Origin of the sequence: Pseudomonas sp. NPDC087185 (genome assembly GCF_044744955.1) — a bacterium.
GTDB lineage: Bacteria > Pseudomonadota > Gammaproteobacteria > Pseudomonadales > Pseudomonadaceae > Aquipseudomonas.
In genome coordinates this window covers 1-22,933 of the sequence record NZ_JBIUZK010000001.1, presented here as the reverse complement: position 1 = coordinate 22,933, position 22,933 = coordinate 1, and the positions used below count along the sequence as shown (strand labels likewise).

15 protein-coding genes are annotated in these 22,933 nt (G+C 66.5%); 10 read left to right on the top strand and 5 right to left on the bottom strand.

Annotated features, from left to right (window positions below):
• Positions 1 to 66: 66 nt before the first annotated feature.
• Positions 67 to 2,028 carry a hypothetical protein gene (locus tag ACIPIJ_RS00075; RefSeq protein ID WP_401071571.1) on the top strand — a complete coding sequence of 654 codons (1,962 nt, stop codon included), beginning with the start codon at positions 67 to 69 and terminating at the stop codon, positions 2,026 to 2,028.
• Positions 2,029 to 2,070: 42 nt separating this feature from the next.
• Here ACIPIJ_RS00075 and dsbG read toward each other — a convergent pair whose 3' ends face one another.
• From dsbG to dsbD, 3 genes are read right to left on the bottom strand one after another with little or no spacing between them, the layout of a single operon-like run.
• Positions 2,071 to 2,829, bottom strand: coding sequence for a thiol:disulfide interchange protein DsbG (gene dsbG, locus ACIPIJ_RS00070; RefSeq protein ID WP_401071569.1), 759 nt, complete (start codon positions 2,827 to 2,829; stop codon positions 2,071 to 2,073).
• 1 nt (position 2,830) lies between these two features.
• On the bottom strand, positions 2,831 to 3,667 hold the full coding sequence (locus ACIPIJ_RS00065; RefSeq protein WP_401071567.1) for a prolipoprotein diacylglyceryl transferase family protein: 837 nt from the start codon (positions 3,665 to 3,667) through the stop codon (positions 2,831 to 2,833).
• Entirely contained in the window at positions 3,667 to 5,382 is a 1,716-nt protein-coding gene (gene dsbD, locus ACIPIJ_RS00060) for a protein-disulfide reductase DsbD (RefSeq protein WP_401071565.1), read from the bottom strand. Before dsbD ends, ACIPIJ_RS00065 begins: the two co-directional genes overlap by 1 nt.
• A 281-nt stretch (positions 5,383 to 5,663) precedes the next feature.
• On the opposite strand from dsbD, the gene ACIPIJ_RS00055 reads away from it, so the two are divergent.
• The 8 genes from ACIPIJ_RS00055 to ACIPIJ_RS00020 all read left to right on the top strand — a co-directional run bounded on the left by ACIPIJ_RS00055 (position 5,664) and on the right by ACIPIJ_RS00020 (position 15,448).
• A complete protein-coding gene (locus tag ACIPIJ_RS00055) occupies positions 5,664 to 8,495 on the top strand; it encodes a xanthine dehydrogenase family protein molybdopterin-binding subunit (protein WP_401071563.1) in 2,832 nt (943 codons plus the stop codon).
• On the top strand, positions 8,488 to 9,024 hold the full coding sequence (locus tag ACIPIJ_RS00050; RefSeq protein WP_401071561.1) for a (2Fe-2S)-binding protein: 537 nt from the start codon (positions 8,488 to 8,490) through the stop codon (positions 9,022 to 9,024). The genes ACIPIJ_RS00055 and ACIPIJ_RS00050 overlap by 8 nt, the downstream gene beginning before the upstream one ends.
• Positions 9,025 to 9,026: 2 nt before the next feature.
• The gene (locus ACIPIJ_RS00045; RefSeq protein ID WP_401071559.1) at positions 9,027 to 10,238 is read left to right on the top strand and encodes a cytochrome c; all 1,212 of its coding nucleotides are present in this window, start codon (positions 9,027 to 9,029) and stop codon (positions 10,236 to 10,238) included.
• Positions 10,239 to 10,241: 3 nt separating this feature from the next.
• Complete coding sequence (locus ACIPIJ_RS00040) at positions 10,242 to 11,213, top strand: XdhC family protein (RefSeq protein ID WP_401071557.1); 972 nt, start codon at positions 10,242 to 10,244, stop codon at positions 11,211 to 11,213.
• A complete protein-coding gene (locus ACIPIJ_RS00035) occupies positions 11,210 to 11,776 on the top strand; it encodes an NTP transferase domain-containing protein (protein WP_401071555.1) in 567 nt (188 codons plus the stop codon). Before ACIPIJ_RS00040 ends, ACIPIJ_RS00035 begins: the two co-directional genes overlap by 4 nt.
• Positions 11,777 to 11,901: 125 nt before the next feature.
• Positions 11,902 to 12,585 (top strand): response regulator, encoded by a 684-nt coding sequence (locus ACIPIJ_RS00030; protein WP_401071553.1) that lies wholly within the window; start codon positions 11,902 to 11,904, stop codon positions 12,583 to 12,585.
• Entirely contained in the window at positions 12,582 to 13,904 is a 1,323-nt protein-coding gene (locus ACIPIJ_RS00025) for an ATP-binding protein (RefSeq protein WP_401071551.1), read from the top strand. The genes ACIPIJ_RS00030 and ACIPIJ_RS00025 overlap by 4 nt, the downstream gene beginning before the upstream one ends.
• Before the next feature lie 152 nt (positions 13,905 to 14,056).
• Positions 14,057 to 15,448, top strand: a complete 1,392-nt coding sequence (locus tag ACIPIJ_RS00020) for an aspartate aminotransferase family protein (RefSeq protein ID WP_401071549.1) — start codon at positions 14,057 to 14,059, stop codon at positions 15,446 to 15,448.
• Positions 15,449 to 15,490: 42 nt separating this feature from the next.
• Here ACIPIJ_RS00020 and ACIPIJ_RS00015 read toward each other — a convergent pair whose 3' ends face one another.
• Both ACIPIJ_RS00015 and ACIPIJ_RS00010 read right to left on the bottom strand, forming a co-directional pair.
• The gene (locus tag ACIPIJ_RS00015; protein WP_401071547.1) at positions 15,491 to 16,459 is read right to left on the bottom strand and encodes a siderophore-interacting protein; all 969 of its coding nucleotides are present in this window, start codon (positions 16,457 to 16,459) and stop codon (positions 15,491 to 15,493) included.
• A 72-nt stretch (positions 16,460 to 16,531) separates the two neighbouring features.
• Positions 16,532 to 17,653, bottom strand: a complete 1,122-nt coding sequence (locus ACIPIJ_RS00010; protein ID WP_401071545.1) for a cupin-like domain-containing protein — start codon at positions 17,651 to 17,653, stop codon at positions 16,532 to 16,534.
• Positions 17,654 to 17,840: 187 nt separating this feature from the next.
• On the opposite strand from ACIPIJ_RS00010, the gene ACIPIJ_RS00005 reads away from it, so the two are divergent.
• Positions 17,841 to 22,933, top strand: a 5,093-nt coding sequence (locus tag ACIPIJ_RS00005; protein WP_401071543.1) for an amino acid adenylation domain-containing protein, incomplete at its 3' end; no start/stop codon positions are given.

Below are 22,933 nucleotides of genomic sequence, written 5' to 3'. Positions count from 1 at the left end.
TGGCGGCTTGAGATGTCTGCAGTGCGACGTACCGATATCCATTAACCGATTGAAGGTAGGGAAGCAATGAAGCTGATCGTTGACGGAGTGACTGCCGCGACCGACCTGGACGTGGCGGAAAAGACCTTTGCCCAGTTGCGCAAGGAGATCAGTACGCTGGGCCCCCTCAAGGGCAAGACATGGCAGTTCGTGATCGAGGGCGATGCGATGAACGAAAGCGTCGAGCCCGACATCGAGGTCGATGCGGTGGTGACCGAAGGCAAGCTGCATGTGGCCCTCAAGCCGGCAGCGCAAGCCGCGGCCAAGGCGGGCGATGACGGCAAGGGCAAGCCTGCCATTCAGCCCGAGAGCAAACCTGCAGCCAAGCCTGAAGCCAAGACGGACGCCAGCGCTGGCAAGAAGCAGGACGAGATCGCCAAGAACCTCGAGAAGCTGTTCAAGGCCCTCGCGGCCGAGCCGCGACAGGACCTCAAAGGGGTTGTATCCAAGCTTGGCCTCACCGACATCGCCCTGCCGGATGTCACCAGTAAACCCACCACCGACAAGCAGACGCTCAAGATCCTGCAACTCATCGACCAGACACTGCTCAGCGGCAAACTGCCGATGGCGGTGACGCTGGACGCCGGAAACATCGGCGCGCGCGAGGACATGGCCAGGTTCCCGGACGCTTTCAGCCGCCTGGACGACGCCTCGCGGCAGTGGGTGTGCAACTACTTCCTGCAAAGCCAGCTGGTGACCACGGTCAGCACGGCCAATACCTCGGTTCGCGCCCTGGAGGATCAAGCGTTGTCCTCGGCGCACCAGTCCAACGCCATGCACCTGGTGTTCGGCTCCTCCGGCAAGGCCGAGCTGGAAGTGGCTGACGTGGAGGCCGCCGGCAAGGCGGAATTCACCCGTAGCACGCAGCAGGGCAGCGCCCTGCAGACGCGGGCATTGCATGTTTCGATGGTGCGTGAAGTTCCCGCAGCCTGGATCAAGATCCCGCGCGAGCTGATCGAGATTCCGCAGGATGTGCAGATCGAGTTCGACAATGCGCTCAGGGCCTTCGAGCGCGAGATCGTCGGGGTCAGCGACGAGGAGCGCGAAGCCCGTCGCGTCGAGCTGGTGCGTGAGTTGCAGGGTAAAGGCCTGCTGATCCCGCAGCGCTACCTGATTGGCGGGCGCTTGAGTTCATACGAACACTCCAGCAGCGATAAGGCCATCAGTGTGGTCGAGGAAGCGGCCGGCACGCGCTTTGCCAATGTGCAGAAAGCCGATATCAAAGGGATCGCGTCGGGCGGCAGTGAGTTCGGTGCGGGGAATTCATCCACCTCGTACACCAGCAATGACAGTGCCCGCCAGGATGTGGTCAAGCGCTGGACAGTGCTCGGCGGTGACGCGGCCCTGGCAGGCCAGCCGCAAGAATGGCTGCGGTCGGTGATGGCGGACTATTCGTCGATGGCGGTGATTGGCTGGGATGTGCTGGTGCCCATCTGGGACTTCTTCGCCCCAGACCTGCGTGAGCGTTTCGCCAGGCACCTGTCACTCGACTACCTGACCCGCTTCTTCAAGGCCTCGGTGAAGGAGGGCAAGGCGCAGAACAAGCGTATCCACAGCCTGCTCTCGGAAACACGCGCGCTGGCCGCGCAGGATTTTCGCGAGAAAGATTTCCCGCCATCGCGGGTTTCGCTGCCATTTGGCCTCACGGCCGAAGAGCTTCCCGGCTCCCTGCCGGTGGAAAGCAAGCATGTGGCCAAAGACTACGCCCTGGTGGGCGTGCGTTCGGATACGCCGGAAATCAAGGCCGCCCCCAATCATGTGCTGACCTACTTCGCCATGAGCACCAGCTACGACCCGCCAGGGAAGTGGAAGGTCATCAACGGCGGCCTGCTGACCGACAAAGTGGAAGTGGAGGTGGAGGCTGCCGCGTTGCGTGGTTATGCCTGGACAATCAAGGCATGCCAGATAGAGGCAAGCAAGCTGGACAGGCCGGTCAACCTGCTGGCGGACTACCTTTGCCTGAAAGCGATGTCCAACACCAGCAGTTGATTCACACCAGGCGGCCCTGTTGGCAGGGCCGCCTTCCTGCACTTAACGCTTGCCGAGAATCTTGCCGAGCAGTTCCGGCCGTGGAGCCCCTTGCTGGCTCTGCAGGTTGCCCTGTTCATCTTGATAGAAAATGGCCGGGGTTGCCTGCAGGCCCATTTCTTCCATCAAGGCCAGGTTGCCGTCCAGCTTTTGCTGCACCGCCTCCGGCACCTTGTCCAGCGCCTTCAGCGTACTGGCCTTACCGGCTTTCTCATGTTGCGCCAGCGCTTTGGCCGGGTCTTTGGCCGCCAGCAGCGCCGCCGACTTGCCGGGGCTGTCCTCGCGGATGATACCGACCATGATATGGCGTAGCTGCACCTTGCCCGACTCCACCCATGGCCGTGCCTGTTGCCAGAACATATTGCAGTAGGGGCAGTTCGGGTCGCTGAACAGGTACACCGTGCGCGGCGCGTCGGCCTTGCCGTCGGCGATCCAGCTGGTCTTTTCCAGCTTGGCCCAGATGGCCTTGGACATGGGCCCGTACACCAGCTTTTCCAGGGGCTCGGCACTCAGGTCCTGGCCCTGTTCGTCGAACAGGCTGCCGACCAGCACATGCTTGCCGTCGGGCGTCAGGTACAGGGCAATGCCGTTGTTCTGGTATTCGGCGGCATAGCCGCGCAGGCCGTTGGGCGCATCGAAACTGCCCTTGATCACGGCGCCCTTGGCTTGCAGTTGCTGGACCGCCTTGGGCAGCTCTTCGGCTTGCACCAGTGGGGCGGCCAGCAGGGCCAGGGACAGGGGCAGCAGAGCAGTCAGTCGCATGTCAGTTTCCTTGTGCGGCAGGTGCGGGCGCGGCAGCCCGCTCGAAAGGTTCCAGGGCATGGCGCAGGCTGGCCCGGGACAACTCGCCCAGGTGGCTGCCGACCAGCCGCCCGTTGGCGTCGTAGAACAGCGTGGTGGGCAGAGCCATCGAGCCGACCCGCTGGGCCAGCAGGCCAGTGCCGTCGAACAGCACATGAGTCAGGCTCAGCCCGGTGGTGGCGAGGAAGGTACTGACGTTTTCCGGCGTCTCGCCCTGGTTGACGAACAGGAAGGTCACGTGGGGGTATTCGCCCTGGGCCTGCTGCAGCACTGGCATCTCGCGTCGGCACGGCGGGCACCAGGTGGCCCAGATGTTGATGACCAGCGGTTTGCCGCGGTAGCTGTGCAGCGCGATCGATTGCCCGCCGGCATTGCGCAGGCTCAGCTCCGGCAGCTCGGTGCCCTTGCTGTACAGGTGGCTGCCCAGACTGGCCAGGCCCCAGAACAGCGCGCCACTGAACAACGCCCAGCCCAGCGGCCGGCGCAGCCCAGGGTGGCGCCAACCCTGCCAGAGGGTGGCGAGGACGATGCCGATCAGCCCCGACCAGAGCAGGAAACCGCCATCGCGGATGTCGATGACCTGCAGCAGGTCGTCACGGTACATCGGCCAGTAAACCAGAACGAAACCTGCGCGGGCGCACAACAGGCCGATCAGGAACAGGTTGAACAGCGCTGATTCCGGGCTTTCGCCGCCGCGCCGTGCGACCCACCAGCCGACCAGGCTGGCGATGCCCAGTGCAGCAAGCATCAACAGGTGGTTGAGGGCCATGGTCAGTGGCCCAAGCGTTACCGTCAGCATCAACCTTGGCTCCTGGTCTGCGTCCAGTGTTGCAGGAGCGCGGGCGCATCCACCTCACCGGTGATGCGCCGCGCACGGCGTTCTTCGCCTTCCGGGCCGAGCCAGAGGATGCTAGGCGGCCCAGGTACCTGATAGCGCTGCAACAGTGCGCGGCTGGCCGGGGAATCGGCGGTCACGTCCAGGCGCAGCAGGTGCACGCCGGCAAGGCTCGCCTGCACATCGGCACGGGCGAACACCTGCTTTTCCATGACCTTGCACGACACGCACCAGTCGGCATAGTAGTCGAGCATCACCCATTGGCCACGGGCCTTGGCCGCATCCAGTTCCCGTTGCAGGTCTTCGGCACGGCTGACGGTAACGAGGCGGTCTTCGCCATGCTGCTGTGTGACTGCAGGCGCGGCGGCGCCTGCGAATGGGCGCAGCGGTTGCCAGAGGTCATCGCCCCCGGCAGCGGCGCCGACGAGCAGCAGGCCACCCCACAGGGCGCCCAGCAGTGGCACTGCGCGCAGTGCCGGCAAACGCTGCAGGGCCGGCCACATGGCCCAGCCCAGGGCAATCAGCCAGGCGCCGCTCAAGGCCAGCAGCAAGGGGGCGGCCAGCAGACTACGCACGGTGTACAGGGCCATGGCCAGGAACACGAAGCCGAACACGCCCTTGACCCGGTTCATCCAGGCGCCAGGGCGCGGCAGATACCGGTTGCCCAGGGTCACCAGCAACAGCAGCGGCACGCCCATGCCCAGGCCGAGGCTGAACAGCACCAGTGCACCTTGCAGCACATCGCCGCTCTGCGCGATGAACAGCAGCGCGCCGGCCAGGGGCGCGGTCATGCACGGGCCGAGCAGCAGGCCGGACAGCGCGCCCAACAGCGCTGCGCCGTACAGGTTGCCACCCCGAGTGCCTTGGCCGGCACGGTCCAGGCGATCCCGCAGGCCCGCCGGCAGTTGCAGTTCGAAGGCGCCGAACATGGGCAAGGCCAGCAAGACGAACAACGCGGCCAGGCTGCCCAGCAACCAGGGTTGCTGCAGCCAGGCCTGCAGGCTGGCGCCCAACAGCGCGGCGACCACGCCCAGCCCCGCATACACCAGCGCCATGCTCAGCACGTAGACCCCGGCCAGTACCCAGCCCCGCCGCGCGCTGGCGCCGTTGCCCAGCACCAGGCCGGCAAGGATCGGCAGCATCGGCAGCGAGCACGGCGTGAAAGCCAGCAGCAGGCCAAGGCCGAAGAAGGCCAGGAGGCTCCAGCCCAGGCTGGCGCTTTGCAAGCCGCTGGCCAGGGCCTGGTCGCTGGCCTGGTCGGCGGCCGGCGCGGCGCTGCCGCCCAGGTCGATCACGGTGGTCTGCGGCGGGTAGCACAGGCCGGCATCGGCGCAGCCTTGCCAGCCCAGGCGCAGTTGCCCCTGGGCGTTGGCCGGCAGCAACAGCTCGAGCTGGTCGCGGTACACCGCGCTGTCGCCGAAGAATTCGTCGTGGTGGTTCAGGGCAGGGGGCAGTTGCGGGTGCTGGTCGGCGGGCACCCCGTCGAACTTCAGGCGCTTCTGGTACAGGTAATAGCCCGGCTTGATCTGGAAGAACAGGCGCATCTGCCCGTCGCCCTGACGGTCGTGGGTCAGGACGAAAGCCTGGTTGACCGGCAGAAAGTCAGGTTTGACGTCGAACGGGTTGGCCTGCAACGGGCCGGCCAGCAGCAATGTCAGGAAGAGCAGGAGGACGCGCATGTCTTCGCCTTGGCAGATGTGAACACGGCCATGCTGGCGTGAGTCGATTAACCCAAGGTTAACCTTTTCCTACATTGGCGGTGCCGTCACACCGAGTGCGACCTAGACACACCGCGACATACTGTCAGGTTGACTTTGCCAAAACCCATCTCATTGCTGTAAAGTTGACGTGAAAGTCAGTTTTTTTGTGGGCGGCCTCGCCAGGCCGTTCACCACCCTCCGCGTTTCCCTGCACAAGAATCAAAAGATGGGCAGAAACCGTTCTGCCCAGAGGATCAAGCATGTCCAACCGTGATATTTCCCGGCGCTCCTTCCTGCAAGGTGGCCTGATCGCCGGTGTCGGCGTGACCATGGCGCCGCTCGGCAGCCAGGCCTTCGCCGCGCTGATGGAGGACCGTGTCACCACGTCGCCACAGAAGTGGATGAACCATGACGGCAAGGCGCGTTTCCGTAACGACGCCTTGTCCAAGGTCTGCGGCAACAAGGTGTTCGCCCGCGACATCCGCGCCAAAGACATGCCAGGCTGGCCTGCGCAGCAGGGCCACGCCATGCTGCTCAAGGCCACCAAGGCCGACCGTCTTTACACCGGCTACGACCTCGACTGGCTGGGCGCCGAGTTGCAGCCAGACCGCATCGTCACCGCCGCCGACCTGGAAAAGGACGGCATCGCCTGGCCCGAAGCTCACTCACCAGACCCACTGTTGCCGCCCGGCAAGGTGCCGATGTTCATCGGCCACCCGGTGGCGATCCTGATCTGGAACGATTTCGAGCGTTTCCGCCAGGCCAAGCGCAAGCTGCAGTTCAACGACAAGGCGATCCGCTACGGCGCCCAGGCCCCGTTGTACCAGCGCGACCCATACGGCAGCTTCCGTTTCGTGCGCGTGGGCGGTGCCACGCCGTTCGACGAGGACGAGTTTTCCAGCCTGAAGAACACCATGCTGTTCCCGACCATCCTCAACCGCAAACCGGTGTGGTCCAAACAGCCCAACCAGCACGGCGACCTGACCGAGCAAGGCCTGTTCTACGCCAAGCGCATCGGTGAGCAACTGGACAACCCGCCCGAAGACTGGCTGGTGTTCGACGAGCGCTACAAGACGCCGTCCATCGAGCCGGCCGCGCTGGAGCCGGACAACGGCAACGGCTGGTACGACACCGCAACCGGTACGTTGCACTTCGTGGTCGCCACCCAGTGCCCGTTCGAAGTGGCGCAGGAATGCGTGCACATGATCAAGCCGTCGCGCTTCGCCCTGAAGCACCTCAACGTGCACCCGGGCTACACCGTGGGTTACGGCTCCAAGGACAACAACATCTTCGTGTTCTACGCTGCGGTGGCCGCGCTGTATGGCGCCGGTGTGCCGATCCGCCTGGCCAACGACCGCTACGAGCAGTTCCAGAGCGGCATCAAGCGCCATGCCTTCGACATCCGCTACCAGCTGGCCGTGGACAAGAAGGACAACAGCTTCAAGATCTTCCGCGCCGACATGAGCTGCGACGGCGGCGGCCGCATCAACTACAGCCCGTCGGTGGCTGCGGTGGGTGCCACGGCAGCGCAGTCGATCTACTACATGCCGCAGAACGACCTGTCCGTCACCGCCTACCACTCGCGTGGCGTCGAGGCCGGTTCCATGCGTGGCTACGGCACCCTGCAGACCATGGCCGCGACCGAGATGATGGTCGACGAAGTGGCCGGGCGCTTGGGCGTCGATGCCATCGACCTGCGCCGCGCCAACGCGCTGAAGTCGGGCATGAAGAACACCCAAGGTGCGGTGCCGGCGGGTGCCCTGCGCCTGCACGAGATACTCGACAAGGCCGCCGCCCATGAGTGGTGGCGCAACCGTGACGCGCGCAAGCGCGAGATGGACGCCAAGGACCAGGACCATTGGTACGGCGTCGGTTTCGCCATTTGCCAGAAGGACTTCGGCACCGGTTCCGAAGCGCCGATGGCCAGCATCGAGTTCACCGCCGATGGCCGTATCAGCCTGCGCCATATCGGCACCGAGCTGGGTACCGGCATGTCCACCTCCCAGGCCCTGGTGGTCAGCGACTTCCTGGGCCGCTCGGCCGATGAGGTGAAAACCGCTGCCACCGAATGGCCGGAACTGCAGCTGACCACCAGCGGCAACCCGTACCTGATCAGCCAGGCCGAGCAGGACACCGCGCTGCGCGACCCGCGCTGGGTCGGCAAGCTGGCGTCGCCGTCGTCGGCGACCAACTCGGCCTTCTACTTCAGCCACGCTACCCGCGAAGCGGCGCGCGTGCTGTTCAACCACGGCCTGTGGCCAGCCGCCATGGCCCTGTGGCGCCAAGGCCCGTTCGGTGGCCAGGCCAACCCGTTGGTGGTGCGCCGCGAAAACGCGGTATGGGTCAACGGTGAGCTGACCGGCAACGGCCTGGCACCGATCCCGTTCGCCGAACTTGCAAAAAAAGCCCACGAAATGGGGCTGGTTACCGGCGTCAGCGTGCACGGTTTCAACCGCTGGAGCTGGGCCGAGGCCGACTTCGTCATCGACGGCGTGCGCGAGCGCTTCCCGCTCGATGCCGTGGCCGTGAAATATGGCGACGGTGCACCGAACGCCAAGAAAGCGCAGATGACCAGCAACGGCTTCCACCTGCTCGATCGGCAGAACGCAGCCTACCCGGCCACCCAACTGAACAACGCCATGGTCACCTACTACAGCCCGGTAGCGACCATCGTCGAAGTGAAAGTCAACAAGGGCACCCGGGAAGTCCAGGTGCTCAACCACCACAGCTGGGTCGAGTGCGGTCGTGTACTGGTGCCGGAACTGGTCAAGGGCCAGCTCGAAGGCGGTATCGCCATGGGCATCGGCCATGCACTGACCGAAGAGATGCCATTGCACGAAGGCGGCCCGGGGGAGGGCGACTGGAACTTCAACCGCTATCGCCTGCCGCATGCCAAAGATGTGGCCGTGTGGAAGCAGACGTCCGAGATCCTCCCGCCGCTGTCGCCGACCGACCCGTCCAAGGGCATCGCCGAGGTGGTGATGATCCCGGTGGTCGGCGCCATCGGCAACGCCGTGGCCCATGCCATTGGCAAGCGCGTGCGCGACCTTCCGATTACTCCAGCCCGCATCAAGGAGGCCCTCAATGGCTAACCGTCCGCTTCAACTGACCCTCAACGGTCAACCTGTCGGTCCGGTCGAGGTCCCCGATGACCTGGCGATGATCGACTACCTGCACGAACACCAGAACCTCACCGGCTCGCGCCTGGGCTGCGGCCAGGGCATCTGCCACGCCTGCGTGGTGATCGTCGACAACCCCGACGGCACCAGTGAAGAGGTTCGCACCTGCATCACCGGTGCCCATTACTTTGCCGGCAAGCAGGTCCGTACCATCGAAAGCCACGCCAAGCAGGATGAGGCCGGCAACTACACGCTGAACCCGATCCAGCAGAAGTTCGTCGACCTGTTCGCTTTCCAGTGCAGCTACTGCGCACCGGGCTTCGTCAACGCGGCCACCGTGCTGGTGGAAAACGCCCAGCGCCAGCCGGTGAAGAAGAGCGAGCTGGAGGACCGCATCGAGGAGAGCCTGGGGCACCACATCTGCCGCTGCACCGGCTACGTGCGTTACTACGACGCCACCCGCACGGTCCTCAACGACCTCGGCCTGGTCAAGGAGGGTTGAGCATGGCGTTCGTTCGTTCCGGTCTCGCGCTGGCGCTTGGCCTCGCCGTTTCGCTGTGTGCCCAGGCCGATGACCCGGCGCAGGTCAAGCGCGGGGAATACCTGGCCCGCGCCGCCGACTGCATGGCCTGCCACACCGCCGAAGGCGGCGCGCCGTATGCCGGCGGCCTGCCGATCCATTCGCCGTTCGGCACCATCTACGGCAGCAACATCACCCCGGACAAGCAGTACGGCATCGGCAACTACACGGCCGACGAGTTCTTCGCCGCGGTCACCGAGGGCAAGCGCAAGGACGGCGCCAACCTCTACCCGGCCATGCCCTACACCTCTTACCACCTGATCAGCCGGGAAGATTCGGACGCGATCCTGGCGTACCTGATGACCGTGCCGCCGATCAACCGCCCGGCGCCGGAGACCAAGCTGAGCTTCCCGTTCAATGTGCGCATGGGCCTGGCCGGCTGGAACATGCTGTACGGCAAGAGCGTGCAACTGCAGCCCACCGAGGGCAAGAGCCCGGCCTGGCAGCGCGGGCAATACATGGTCGAAGTCATGGGCCACTGCGGTGAATGCCATACCCCGCGCAACCCGATTGGCGCGCTGCAGCAGGACCAGCGCCTGACCGGCGGCCTGCTCAACGGCTACCTGGCGCCGAGCCTGCTGGCCCAGGACCTGGCCGAGCGTGGCTGGACCCAACCGGACCTGACCACCTTCCTCAAGCACGGCATCAGTGCCCAGGGCAGCATGTTCAACGAGATGTTCCCGGTGGTGCACCACAGCACCCAGCACCTGGAAGACGCCGACCTGACCGCCATGGCCACCTACCTGCTGGGCGACCAGCCGCCAGCGGCCAAGGTCATAAAAGAGGTGCCACTGGACCAACTCACCGACAGCGCCAAGCGCGGCCGCCAGCAGTACCTCAACGTCTGCGCCGGTTGCCACGGTGTTGACGGCGAGGGCAAGCCGCACATCGCCGTGGCCATGCAAGGCAATACCGTGCTGCGCCAGGGCGACTCGCGCAACCTGGTCAAGGCCATTGTCGACGGTATCCGTGAACAGCAGTTCACCGGTTTCGAGCGTATGCAGCCAATGCCTGGTTTCGCCGAAAAGCTCAGCGATGAGCAGGTCACGGACATGGTCAACTACCTGCGTCAGGCCTGGGGCGGATTGCCCGGTGACCTGAGCGTGCAGCAGCTCGCCGAGCTGAAGGCGGAGTGATACGTGCAACATCTTGATCTGCAGGTCGTGCGCCAGGCGTTGCGGTGGTCTTGCAACGGCCAGCGGGTGTGGTTGTGCACGGTGCTTGCCACCTACGGCTCGGCGCCTCGTGCGCCGGGCTCGTTGCTGGCGGTGAACGACGGTGGGCAGTGGGTGGGCTCGCTGTCGGGCGGCTGCGTCGAGGATGATTTCCTCGAGCGCGTGGCCTTGGGCGAGTTTCCCGAGCCGGTGGCGATCGTGCGTTATGGCGATGGCAGCGACCGGCGCTCGAGCATTCGCCTGCCCTGTGGCGGCGTGCTCGAGGTGCTGGTGGAAAACCTGCCGGCCGATTGCGACGTGCAGGGCCACCTGCGCGAGCTGCAAAGTGCGCTGCAGGGGCAGCGCCGCCTGCTGCGCGAAGTGAGCCTGCCGCATGGGGTTCGCCAGCTCAGCAACGATAGCGTCCAGGGCCCGCGCGTCGAGCGTGAAAGCAACCGCGTGTGCCTTCGAGTCGGCGCTGCCCAACGCCTGCTGCTGGCGGGGTATTCCAGCGTCGCGCATTACTGCGCCGAATTCGGCAAAGGGATGGGCTTTGAAGTCATCCTCTGCGACCCGCGTGACGAGGTGCTCGAAGGCGTGGTGCTGGACGGCATCGAAGTGCGCCGCGAGCTGCCATCGGAATTTATCGCCAACGGCGGTTGCCATGCCGACACGGCAGTGGTTGCATTGACCCACGACCCGAAAATCGATGACCTGGCCATGCTTGAAGCGGTGCGTACTGAAGCGTTCTACATAGGTGTGATGGGCTCCAAAGCCACCTCGGACAAGCGTCGCGAACGCCTGCACCGTATTGGCGGCCTGGGTTACGACGAGCTGGCGCGCATCCACGCGCCGATCGGCCTCAACCTGGGCAGCAAGACCCCGGCAGAGATCGCCCTGGCGGTGCTGGCCGATATTTTGCGGATGCGTAACGGCATCACCCGGGCGGCGCTTTGAAGGTCGTCGCGCTGGTGCTGGCGGCGGGTCGCAGCGTGCGCTTTGGTGGCGACAAGCGCCGTGCCACACTGGCCGACGGTCGTAGCCTGCTGGCGCATAGCGTAGAGCGGGCCTGCTCGGTGTTCAGCGACGTTCGCGTGGTGCTGCGCGAAGGCGAGCGGGCAGAGGACCTCGGGCTGCCCGCGGGTTGCCGGATCGTCGCCAGCCCGGATGCGGCCTCGGGCATGGGCCACAGCCTGGCAGCCGGCGCTGCGTCGTTGGCCGACAGCGAGGCGCAGGCGGTCGCCATTTTGCTTGGCGACATGCCCTGGATCGAACCGTCGACGCTACGCCAGCTGGTGGCAGCGGCCACAGCCTCGACCATCGTGCTGCCACGCCAGGCTGGGCAGCAGGGGCACCCGGTGCTGTTCGGTCGCGACTTTTGGCCGGGGCTGACGCAACTGACCGGTGATGAAGGGGCGCGTTCGCTGGTGAAGGCTCACCGGGATTGCTGTGTTGTGCTGGAGCTGGACGATACGGGTGTGTTGCTGGATGTCGACACGCCTGAGGGGGCATTGAGGTAGCGGGTGCACGGCTGAGGTTTTTGCCGCCCTTGGCCCTACCTGCCATTCCCCTGAAAAAAGCCCATAATCCCCCCTTAATCCCCCCATAGTGCAATGCCAGCCACACCACTTCGGGAGCCCCACCCATGCACGTTCTGCTCTGCGAGGACGACGACCTGATCGCCAGCGGCATCTGCGCCGGCCTCACTGCCCAGGGCCTGACCGTCGACCGCGTGGCCAACGCCGCCAGCGCGCGGGCCATGCTTCAGGCCGCGCAGTTCGACGTGATGATCCTCGACCTGGGCCTGCCCGACGAAGACGGCCTCAAGCTGCTGCGCCGCCTGCGCCAGCAGGGCGTGGACCTGCCGGTGCTGGTGCTGACCGCGCGCGATGCGGTCACCGACCGGGTGGATGGCCTGCAAGCCGGCGCCGACGACTACCTGCTCAAACCCTTCGACCTGCGCGAACTGGCCGCGCGCCTGCACACCCTGCTGCGCCGGGTAGCCGGGCGCGCGGTGAACGTGATCGAACACGGCCCGCTGCGCTACGACCCGAGCAGCTGCGAGGCGACCCTGGCCGGCCAGCCCGTCGACCTGTCGCGGCGTGAGCAGGCCTTGCTCCAGGCCTTGCTGCAGAACCCGGGCCGGGTGCTGTCCAGCGAGCAGCTCAAGGACTGCGTGTACGGCTTCAGCGACGAAGTCGAAAGCAACGCCCTCAACGTGCATATCCACCACCTGCGGCGCAAGCTTGGCAACAGTATCGTCGAGACCGTGCGCGGCCTGGGTTACCGCCTTGGCCCGGCGCAGGCACCCGAGGAAGCCGCATCATGAGCCTGCGGGTGCGCCTTAGCCTGATCCTTGGCAGTGCCTTCATCATCATCTGGGTGCTGGCCGCCGCCTGGATGCTACGCGACCTGCGCCAGCAGATGATGTTCTCCCTCGACCAGCGGCTGGTGGCCTCGGCGCGCATGGTCGCCGGGCTGATCGACCAGTTGCCGCAGCCGCTGGCCGCCAAGGGCGAGGATGCGCACTTTTCCGCCGACCAGTTCAGCGTGCCCGACGGCATGGCCTGCCAGGTGAGTTCGCTGCGCGGCGAGATCCTTGCCAGCAACCATAAGCACGATGGCGCCATGGACGACGAGCGCAGCGGCTTTCGTGATCAGACCATCGACGGTGCGTCGTGGCGCACCTTCACCTACAACCATGGCGATGTGCGCATCACCACTGCCGACCGCCACATGGAGCGTGAGGCGCTGAACCAGTCGATCCTGCTGGCCGCCTCGGCACCGGTGCTGATGGCCTTGCTGGGCAGCCTGGGGTTGGTGTGGATCGGCCTGGGCAAAGGCCTGGAGCCGCTCAACCGCATGCGCGATGCCCTGCGCAGGCGGCGTGCCGACAGCGTCGAGCCGTTGCAGGTGGCGGGCCTGCCCAGTGAGCTGCAACCACTGCTCGACACCCAGAACCAACTGTTCCTGCGCATCGCCCAGACCCTCGAGCGCGAGCGGCGCCTGACCGACGACGCCGCCCACGAACTGCGCAGCCCGCTGACCGCGATCAAGACCCACCTGCAGGTGGCCCGGATGACCGACGGCGCGGTGCGCGAGCAGGCCCTGGAACATGCCGAGCAGGGCACCGACCGCATGCACCGCACCCTGGAACAGCTGCTGCTGCTGGCGCGGGTGGAAGGCAGCCTGTCGTTCGAAGACGGCGTGCAGTGCAGCGCCGAACAGGTCGCCCGCCAGGCCGTGCAGGATGCTGGCGGCGGTGACAACCGGCGTATCGTCCTGCACTTGCCCGAGGAAGCCACGCGCATCTACCTGGGCATGCCTGCACCACTGGCCGTGGCCGCGTTGCGCAACCTGCTGGACAACGCCCTGCGCCATGGCGGTGACGCCGAGGTAGAGCTTCAGGTGCAGATGGCCGATGGGCAGGTGGGCTTCATGGTCCGAGACCATGGGCCGGGCATTGCCGCAAATGACCTGCAGCACTTGACCGAGCGCTTCTGGCGCAATGGCCAGAGCGGTGGCTGCGGGCTGGGCCTGGCGATCGTCCAGGCGATCGTGCAGCGCTGTGCCGGCAGCTTGCGCTTTGACAGCCAAAGCGATGGTTTGCGCGTGTTGCTGCAGGTGCCGGCGCGCGCGGCGGGCTGATTTTCATCACCTGTGCCGGCCCCTTCGCGGGCACGCCCGCGAAGGGGCCGGCACAGGTAAAGCAAAATCCAGTAACAACCGCTAAATCCTCCCCGCACTCAAGCGTTTCCAAAGCGATAACTGCCCATTCGCTTGCTTGCGAGGATTCACCCATGTCCACCGCTTCCAGCCTTGCCCAGGTCCCGCCGGCCAGCGCGCCGCAGCCGCTGTACGAATTCACCGACTCGCCCTTGCTGCAACGCCAGCAGCAGCAGGAATCCAACGCCCGCAGCTACCCGCGGCGTATCCCGCTGGCGCTCAAGCGCGCCCGTGGCATTCATGTCGAGGACGTCGAAGGCCGCCAGTTCATCGACTGCCTGGCCGGTGCCGGCACCCTGGCGCTGGGCCATAACCACCCGGTGGTGATCGAGGCGATCCAGCGCGTGCTGGCCGATGAGATACCGCTGCACACCCTCGACCTGACCACACCGGTCAAGGACCGCTTCGTTCAGGACCTGTTCGGCATCTTGCCTGAAGCGCTGCGCCGCGAGGCCAAGGTGCAGTTCTGCGGCCCGACCGGTACCGACGCCGTGGAGGCCGCGCTCAAGCTGGTACGCAGCGCCACAGGGCGCAGCACCGTGCTGGCCTTCCAGGGCGCTTATCATGGCATGAGCCAGGGCGCGCTGAGCCTGATGGGCAGCCATGGGCCCAAGCAGCCGCTGGGTGCGTTGCTCGGTAATGGCGTGCAGTTCATGCCGTACCCCTACGATTACCGTTGCCCGTTCGGCCTGGGTGGCGCAGCTGGGGTCAAGGCGGGCCTGCATTATCTGGAAAACCTGCTGCTCGACCCGGAAAGCGGCGTGCCGCTGCCCGCGGCCGTGATCCTGGAAGTGGTGCAGGGCGAGGGCGGGGTGGTGCCGGCCGACATCGAATGGCTGAAGGGCGTGCGGCGCATCACCGAGCTGGCAGGTGTGGCGCTGATCGTCGACGAGATCCAGAGCGGTTTTGCCCGCACCGGGCGGATGTTTGCCTTCGAACATGCCGGCATCGTGCCGGATGTGGTCACCCTGTCCAAGGCCATCGGCGGCAGCCTGCCGCTGGCGGTGGTGGTCTACCGCGACTGGCTCGACACCTGGAAGCCGGGCGCCCATGCCGGCACCTTCCGCGGCAACCAGATGGCCATGGCCGCGGGCTCTGCGGTGATCAACTACCTGGTCGAGCACCGCCTGGCCGAGCATGCCGAGGCCATGGGCGAGCGACTGCGAGGGCACCTGCAATGGCTGCAGAAGGACTATCCGCAGCTGGGTGATATCCGCGGTCGTGGCCTGATGCTCGGGGTGGAACTGGTCGACCCGCAGGGCCCGCGCGACGTGCTGGGGCACCCACCGGCCAACCGCGAGCTGGCGCCCAAGGTGCAGCGTGAATGCCTCAAGCGCGGCCTGATCCTCGAACTGGGCGGCCGCCATGGTGCGGTGGTGCGCTTCCTGCCGCCGCTGATCATCAGCGCGCAGCAGGTCGATGAAGTGGCGCAGCGTTTTGCCGAGGCGTTGGCGGCAGCCGTCTGAGGTGTGCCGGGGGTGCGCCAAGCGGCCCCCGGGCATTGCCGCTCAGTCGAACGTGCGCCCGGCCCGCCAATAGCCCATCAGCGTCAGGCACTCGCGCGGCAGCCCGCGTTCCTTGATCAGGTAACGGCGGATATCCATCACCGTTGCCGATTCGCCCGCCACCCAGGCATGGAACACGCTGTGCTGCGTGCTGGCCTGCTCCCAGAGAATGCGGCTGTCGATATCCACCTCCTCCAGCTTGACCCCGGCGGCCACGCTGCCCTGCGCGAGTGTGGCCAGCTCACGCACGGCATGGCGCATGGCCTGGCCATGCTCGCCGTGCAGCGCCTCGCGGGGCAGCCAGTGCACGCGCGTCGCAGCGCTGTGGCGCAGGGGCAGGCAGTCGGCTCGCAATGGCACCTCGATGAAGGCCTCTACCGCAAGGTCGGGCTGCTGCTCGGCCAGCTGTTCGAGAATACCGGCAATTGCCGGCAGCGCGGTTTCATCACCCACCAGCAGTACACTGCGCACGCCGTGCGGCGGTTTCCACTCGTATCCCCCGGGGTCACCTTCATAGGCCAGGTTCGGCGCGACCATCTGCAGGCCGTCGCCGACCTGGGCGTGGGTGGCCCAGGCCGAAGCGGGGCCATTGACGCCATGCAGGACGAAATCCACGTCCACCTCCAGTGCCTCGCGGCGCAGGGCGCGAATGGTATAGGTACGCATGGGCGGGCGCTGCTCGGCTGGCAGCGCGCTGTGCGCCGCCTTCCAGTGTTGGTCGGTGGGCAGCCGGGGGAGTGAACCGTCGGCGGCAGGGAAGAACAGCTTCACCCGCTGGTCGGGCGCGAGGGTGTTCATGTCGGCGATGTCGGGGCCGGTGAATACCAGGCGCGTGAGGGATGGGCTCAGGCTGATGCGGCGGCTGAGCACCAGGTCGAACACGCGGTAGCCAGTGACGGCCGAGGTGCGGCCGCCGATCAGGCGGCGCAGGCCTTGCTGGAGCGTTTGGGTCATGCGGGCGGGGCTGGGCATGCGGGCGTTCTCTTGCAGGCGACTTTCCCTATGAACGAGCCGACACCCCTGCAAATTAACGCCTGCCCGGCATCACCAGCCGCGCCCGGAATTCACCCAGAAGTTCACTGACAGCGAGGTGGATACCGACTCGACCTGGTGGAACCAGCCCTCAGGCAGGAACAGCAGGTCGCCGGCCTGCAGCACCACCCGCAGGAACGGCACATCGCGGGCAGCGGGGAAGCGCTGGTAATCGGCAGCGTCGGGGTTGAAATCGCAGCCGTCCAGGCCGCCCTTGGGGCTGGTCGACCAGGTGCCCAGTGCTGGGCGATGGTGGGGCGCTGCGAGAATGAACGACTTCTGCCCCCAGACTTGGGCGAACAGGTTATCGGTGTCGTCGCGGTGCAGCGGTGTCAGTGTGCCCTTGGGGCCGATCCAGATGCGCGGGGCGATGAAACGCGAACGCTCGAAGTAGTCCGGGAAGCGGATCAGCGTCAGGAGTTTTTCCGGCACGATGTTGTTGCCCATGTAGGCAGGGGTATCGCCTGGCTTGGCCGGTGTGTCCAGCGAAGCGATGAACTCGGCCATGGAGGTCGAGCGGAAGTCGCGGTCGGTGGAAAAGGTCTTTTTCACGTAGTCGCCATGCCGGGTGATGCCCTGCAGTTCGGCGAAGTGCTCAAGCGACGCCTCGCGGCCCATGGTGAACAGTGGCCAGTCCTGCAGGGCGTCGCTCAGCACCACCGGCATGCCGTGTGGCAGGTAGTCGCGGCGAAAGCGATCGACGGGCATTGCTGCCCGGCTGATGCGTGGCACCTCACGCAGGACCGGCTGGGTGGCAGAGAGCCGCTCGCTGATGCGTGCGGGGGTGGGGTAGCGCTGGTTCATCGCCACCTTGCTGGCCGCCGCCCCTTGCCGCGCACTGTTGATGATCTGCGGCAGCAGGGTGGCCAGGCCCATGTTGCCGGTGATCTTCAGGCGGGCGCTGGCGAACAGTTCCTCGACGTTGGCCGTGCCGCCCATGATGCCGAGGAAGTCGCGCTCGGCGACTTCGATGGTGACGTCCGGGGCGTCATGGCGGCCCGCGCCCGTGCGGCTGTGCTCGCGGACCTCGGACCAGAACGCCCGGTCCTGGCCGAAGACGAACTGGTACACGCCTTCGATGCCCACGGCGTGGGCGTTGGCGAACAGTTTGCTGAGGATGCTCTGAAGGTCCACGGTAAACCCCTGTCGGTCTTTCGTTGTGCAGGGATAACGAGCACCGCCACCGCCGATTTAGCCGTTGCGCCATGAAATGGGCCGCCGCCAGCGCTGGCGCGTGCTCGGCTAATTTTTTCGCGCCCTCTTACGTCCCGTAGGGATAGCCGAGCCAACGCTCGATACCCAACTGTATGGAAGATCGCAGATGAATGCCGAGAAGTCCCTGAAGCTTGCCCGCCGTTTCATTGAGCTGCCAGTGGAAAAGCGCCGCCTGTTCCTGGATGGCTTGCGCGCTGAACGCATCGACTTCTCCCAGTTCCCCATCGCTGCCGACGTCGAGGTCGACGACCGCCATGCGCTTTCCTATGCCCAGCAGCGCATGTGGTTCCTGTGGCAACTGGATCGTCACAGCGGCGCCTACAACCTGCCCAGCGCCGTGCGTCTGAGCGGGCCGCTGGATGTGCCAGCTCTGGAGCGTGCCTTCGCCAGCCTGGTGGCGCGCCACCAGACCCTGCGCACGGTATTCGCGGAGGATGGCGAAGGGCAGGTGCGGCAGGTGCCTGCCAGGCAGGCGCTGCAGGTCGAGCAGGTCGACCTGGCGGCGTTGAGCGACGATGCCCAGGGCGCCCGCGTGCGCCAGCTGGCCGAACAGGAGGCACTGCGCCCGTTCGACCTGGCCAATGGCCCGCTGCTGCGCGTCACGTTGCTGGTGCTCGGCCCCCAAGCGCATGTGCTGCTGCTGACCCTGCATCACATCGTCGCCGATGGTTGGTCGATGAACGTGCTGATCGATGAGTTCGTGCAGGCCTATCAGGCCTTTGCCCAAGGCCATGAAGCGCAACTGCGGGCCTTGCCCATCCAGTACCTGGACTATGCCCTGTGGCAGCGCAAGTGGCTGGAGGCCGGCGAGCAGGAGCGCCAGCTCGGCTACTGGCGCGAACAGCTGGGCGATGAGCACCCGTTGCTCGAACTGGCCACCGATTTCCCGCGCCCGGCAGTGGCCAGCCAGCGTGGCCAGCGCCATGAACTGGTCATCGACGAAGCTCTGGCAGACCAACTGCGGGCGCTGGCTCGCCAGCATAACGTCACCTTGTTCATGGTGCTGCTGGCGGCATTCAACGTGCTGCTGTACCGCCACACTGGCCAGGCCGACCTGCGCGTCGGTGTACCGATCGCCAACCGCAACCGTGCCGAGGTGGAAGGGCTGATCGGCTTCTTCGTCAACACCCAGGTGCTGCGCACCCGCCTGCATGGCCAGCAATCGGTGGCCAGCCTGCTGGCCGCGGTCAAGCAGACTGCCACCGGTGCCCAGGCGCACCAGGACCTGCCGTTCGAGCAGCTGGTCGAGGCCCTCGATCTGGACCGTAGCCTGAGCCACAACCCGCTGTTCCAGGTGATGTACAACCACTTGCCGAATGTCGCCGACATCGAAGTGATGACGGTCGCTGAGGGCCTGGAGCTGCGCCCGCTGGAGTGGAACAGCCGCTCGACCCCGTTCGATCTGACCCTGACTACCTTCGAGCGCGGCGGCAAGCTGCACGCATCGCTGACCTACGCCTGCGAGCTGTTCGAGAGCGCCACCATCGCGCGCATGGCCGGCCACTGGCAGCAACTGCTGCGGGGCATGGTCGGCGAGGGCGATCAGTTGCTCGACCAGTTGCCGATGCTCGACGAGCAGCAGGCCGAGCAGCTGCTGCAACAGGCCAATGGCCGCCTTGCAGCGCCGGCGCCGACCGCCCTGGAGCAGTTCGAGGCCCAGGTGCAGCGCGTGCCGGAGGCCCAGGCACTGGTGTTCGCCGGGCACAGCCTGAGCTACCGCGAACTCGACGCCCGCGCCAATGCCCTGGCCCAGCAGCTGGTGGAGCAGGGCGTGGGCGCAGAGGTGTGCGTGGGCCTGGCGGTCGAGCGTTCACTGGAAATGGTGATCGGCCTGCTGGCGGTGTGGAAGGCCGGCGGTGCCTATGTGCCGCTGGATCCGGCATTTCCTGCCAAGCGCGTGGCGTACATGATCGAAGACAGCCGCATCGGCGTGCTGCTGACCCAGCAGGCGCTGCTGGCCAGCCTGCCGCAGGTGCCTGGGGTGACCACGCTGCTGCTCGACCCCGCACGCACCGAGCGCAGCGCGCAGGGCCCGCAGCGCCAAGTGGATGGCCGCCAGCTGGCCTACGTGATCTACACCTCCGGCTCCACCGGCACCGCCAAAGGCGTGGCCGTCAGCCATGCGTCCTTGGGCAACTACCTGCAAGGCATCGCGCAGACCCTGCCGCTGGAGGGCGCGAGCAGCATGGCGGTGGTTTCCACCCTGGCGGCGGACCTCGGCCATACCGTGCTGTTCGGCGCACTGTGCTCCGGGCGGGTGCTGCACATCATCGACCAGGACGTCGCCCTCGACCCGCTGCGCTTCGGTGACTACGTCCAGGGCCACGGCATCGACGTGCTGAAGATCGTGCCCTCGCACCTCGAGGCGCTGCTCGGCGGCGAGCGCCCGGAGCAGGTACTGCCAGGGCGTTGCCTGGTGGTCGGTGGCGAGGCCTGTTCCCAGGCGTTGGTCGAACGTGTACGCGCGCTGGGGCATTGCGACATCGTCAACCATTACGGCCCGACCGAAACCACCGTGGGCGTGCTGACCCACAACCTGACCGCAGCCGGGAGCCCGATCGTGCTGGGCCGGCCTTTGCCCAACCTCAGCACCCATGTACTGGACGCCGGTTTGCAGCTGCAGGCACCCGGCAGCCATGGCGAGCTGTACATCGGTGGCGCCGGCCTGGCCCGCGGCTACCATGGGCGCCCCGGCATGACCGCCGAGCGCTTCGTGCCCGACCCGTTCGGTGCGCCGGGTGCGCGCCTGTACCGCAGTGGTGACCGCGTGCGCCGCCAGGCCGGCGGTGAGCTGGCCTTCCTTGGCCGGGTCGATCGGCAGGTCAAGCTGCGCGGCTACCGCATCGACCTGGAAGAAGTGAAGGTGGTGCTGCGTGAGGCCCCGCACGTGCGCGATGCCGCGGTGCTGCTGGTGGGCGAGGCCGGCGAGGCGCAACTGGTGGCTTACGTGGTGTTCGCCGACGGCAACGGCGCGGCGCAGCAGGATGAGCTGAAGGCCTGGCTGGCCACGCGCCTGCCGGACTACATGGTGCCCAGCTGCTATCAGACGCTGCAGGCCATGCCGTTGACCGCCAATGGCAAGCTCGACAGCCGCGCGCTGCCGCTGCCGACCCTGGCGCGCACGGCGCATGCCCATGTGGCCCCGGTGACGGCGCAGCAGCAAGCGTTGGCCGGCATCTGGGAACAAGTGCTCAAGGTGCCGACGGTGGGGCTGCTGGACAACTTCTTCAGCCTGGGCGGCCATTCGCTGCTGGCTGTGCAGATCGTCTCGCGGGTACGTCGCCAGCTGGGCCTGGACCTGCCGCTGCGGGCCATCTTCGACAGCGCCAACCTGGGCGAACTGGCCGAGGCGTTGGCGCACTGCGCGCGTTACCGCGAGCAGGGGGCGATCCCTGCATTGCCGCGCAGCGAGCGCCTGCCCGCGTCCTTCGCCCAGCAGCGCCAGTGGATGTTCTGGACCCTGCAACCGCACAGCACGGCCTACCACACGCCGTTGGCCGTGCGCCTGCAGGGCAACCTCGACCGCCAGGCCCTGCAGCAGGCCGTGGATGCCTTGCTGGCCCGGCACGAGTCGCTGCGCACCACCTTCGTTCAGCACGAGGGCCAGCTCTATCAGCAGGTCCAGCCGGCCAGCACCGTCGACTTGCAATGGGCCGCCTTGCCCGATGCCAGCCAGCCGCAACTGGAGCTGGCGGTGCGCGCAGAGATCACTCGCCTGTTCGACCTGCACCAGGGGCCGCTGATGCGGGTCAAGGTGATCGAGCGCACGGCCGAGGAGTGGGTACTGGTGCTGACCCTGCACCACATCACGTCCGATGGCTGGTCGATGAGCCTGCTGGTGCACGAGTTCGTCGAGCTCTACAGCGCCTTCAACGCCGGTCGTGAACCGGCCCTGCAGGCGCTGGCGGTGCAGTACGCCGACTACGCCCACTGGCAGCGCCAGTGGCTGGAACACGGCGAGATGCAGCGCCAGCAGGATTACTGGGTAGAGCGCCTGGGGGGCGAGCAGGTGGTGCTGGAGCTGCCCACCGACCACCCGCGCCACATCCACGCCAGCGACCGGGGTGGGCGCCTTGACCTGCGCCTGCCGCCGGACCTGGAGCGGCAGGTGCGCGAACTGGCCCAGGCCCAGGGCGTCACGCTGTTCCAGCTGTTCCTCGGCGCGTTCGCCCTGCTGTTGCAGCGCCACAGCGGCCAGCACGACCTGCGCATCGGCGTGCCGGTGAACAACCGCAACAGCCAGGAGCTGGAGGGCGTGGTCGGCTTCTTCGTCAATACCCTGGTGATGCGCCTGTGCCCGCAGCCGGAGCTGGCCGTCGGCCAGTGGCTGCAAGCGGTCAAGGAGGTGACCCTGGGCGCCCAGGCCAACCAGGACCTGCCGTTCGACCGCCTGGTGGAAGTGCTCAACCCGCAGCGCGCACTGAACCAGAACCCGCTGTTCCAGGTGATGTACAACCACCTCAGCACCCTCGGTGCCACCGCCACCGGCAGCAGCCTGCCGCAGTTGCAGGCCCGCGAGTTGCTGCTCGATGGCGGCGGCGCGCAGTTCGAGCTGTCGTTGGAAACCCTGGAGACCCCGCAGGGCATCGCGGTAGCCCTGGTGTATGCCGCCGACCTGTTCGAGGCCTCCAGCATCGAACGTCTGGCCAGCCACTGGCAGGCCCTGCTGCGGGGCATGGTCGCCGATGCCGGGCAGGCGATCGGCGAGCTGCCGATGCTCGACACCAGCGCCCAGCACACCCTGCACACCTGGAACCACACCGCGCAGCGCTACCCGGACGAATGCCGTGTGCAGCGCCTGATCGAGCAGCAGGTCGAGCGCAGCCCCGAAGCCACCGCCCTGGTGTTCGGCGCCCGCTCGCTCAGCTACCGCCAACTGAACAACGCTGCCAACACCCTGGCCCATGAACTGATTGCCCGTGGCGTCGGCCCGGATGTGCTGGTGGGCATCGCCGCCGAGCGTTCGCTGGAGATGGTCATCGGCCTGCTGGCGATCCTCAAGGCCGGCGGTGCCTACCTGCCGCTGGACCCGGAATACCCCGAAGAACGCCTGGCCTACATGATCGACGACAGTCGCATGGCCCTGTTGCTGCAACAGCGCGGTGTGCACCTGCCAGTCCCGGCCGAGCTGCCGACGCTGCTGCTGGACGCGCCCGCAGCTGAGCTTGCCGAGTGCGCCAACCCGCAGGTCGAACTGGC

Bases quoted from the DNA above. Each gene is read 5' to 3' on its own strand.
- ACIPIJ_RS00075 (WP_401071571.1), top strand. From the start codon at position 67: ATGAAGCTGATCGTTGACGGAGTGACTGCCGCGACCGACCTGGACGTG.
- dsbG (WP_401071569.1), bottom strand. From the start codon at position 2,829: ATGCGACTGACTGCTCTGCTGCCCCTGTCCCTGGCCCTGCTGGCCGCC.
- ACIPIJ_RS00065 (WP_401071567.1), bottom strand. From the start codon at position 3,667: ATGCTGACGGTAACGCTTGGGCCACTGACCATGGCCCTCAACCACCTG.
- dsbD (WP_401071565.1), bottom strand. From the start codon at position 5,382: ATGCGCGTCCTCCTGCTCTTCCTGACATTGCTGCTGGCCGGCCCGTTG.
- ACIPIJ_RS00055 (WP_401071563.1), top strand. From the start codon at position 5,664: ATGTCCAACCGTGATATTTCCCGGCGCTCCTTCCTGCAAGGTGGCCTG.
- ACIPIJ_RS00050 (WP_401071561.1), top strand. From the start codon at position 8,488: ATGGCTAACCGTCCGCTTCAACTGACCCTCAACGGTCAACCTGTCGGT.
- ACIPIJ_RS00045 (WP_401071559.1), top strand. From the start codon at position 9,027: ATGGCGTTCGTTCGTTCCGGTCTCGCGCTGGCGCTTGGCCTCGCCGTT.
- ACIPIJ_RS00030 (WP_401071553.1), top strand. From the start codon at position 11,902: ATGCACGTTCTGCTCTGCGAGGACGACGACCTGATCGCCAGCGGCATC.
- ACIPIJ_RS00025 (WP_401071551.1), top strand. From the start codon at position 12,582: ATGAGCCTGCGGGTGCGCCTTAGCCTGATCCTTGGCAGTGCCTTCATC.
- ACIPIJ_RS00020 (WP_401071549.1), top strand. From the start codon at position 14,057: ATGTCCACCGCTTCCAGCCTTGCCCAGGTCCCGCCGGCCAGCGCGCCG.
- ACIPIJ_RS00015 (WP_401071547.1), bottom strand. From the start codon at position 16,459: ATGCCCAGCCCCGCCCGCATGACCCAAACGCTCCAGCAAGGCCTGCGC.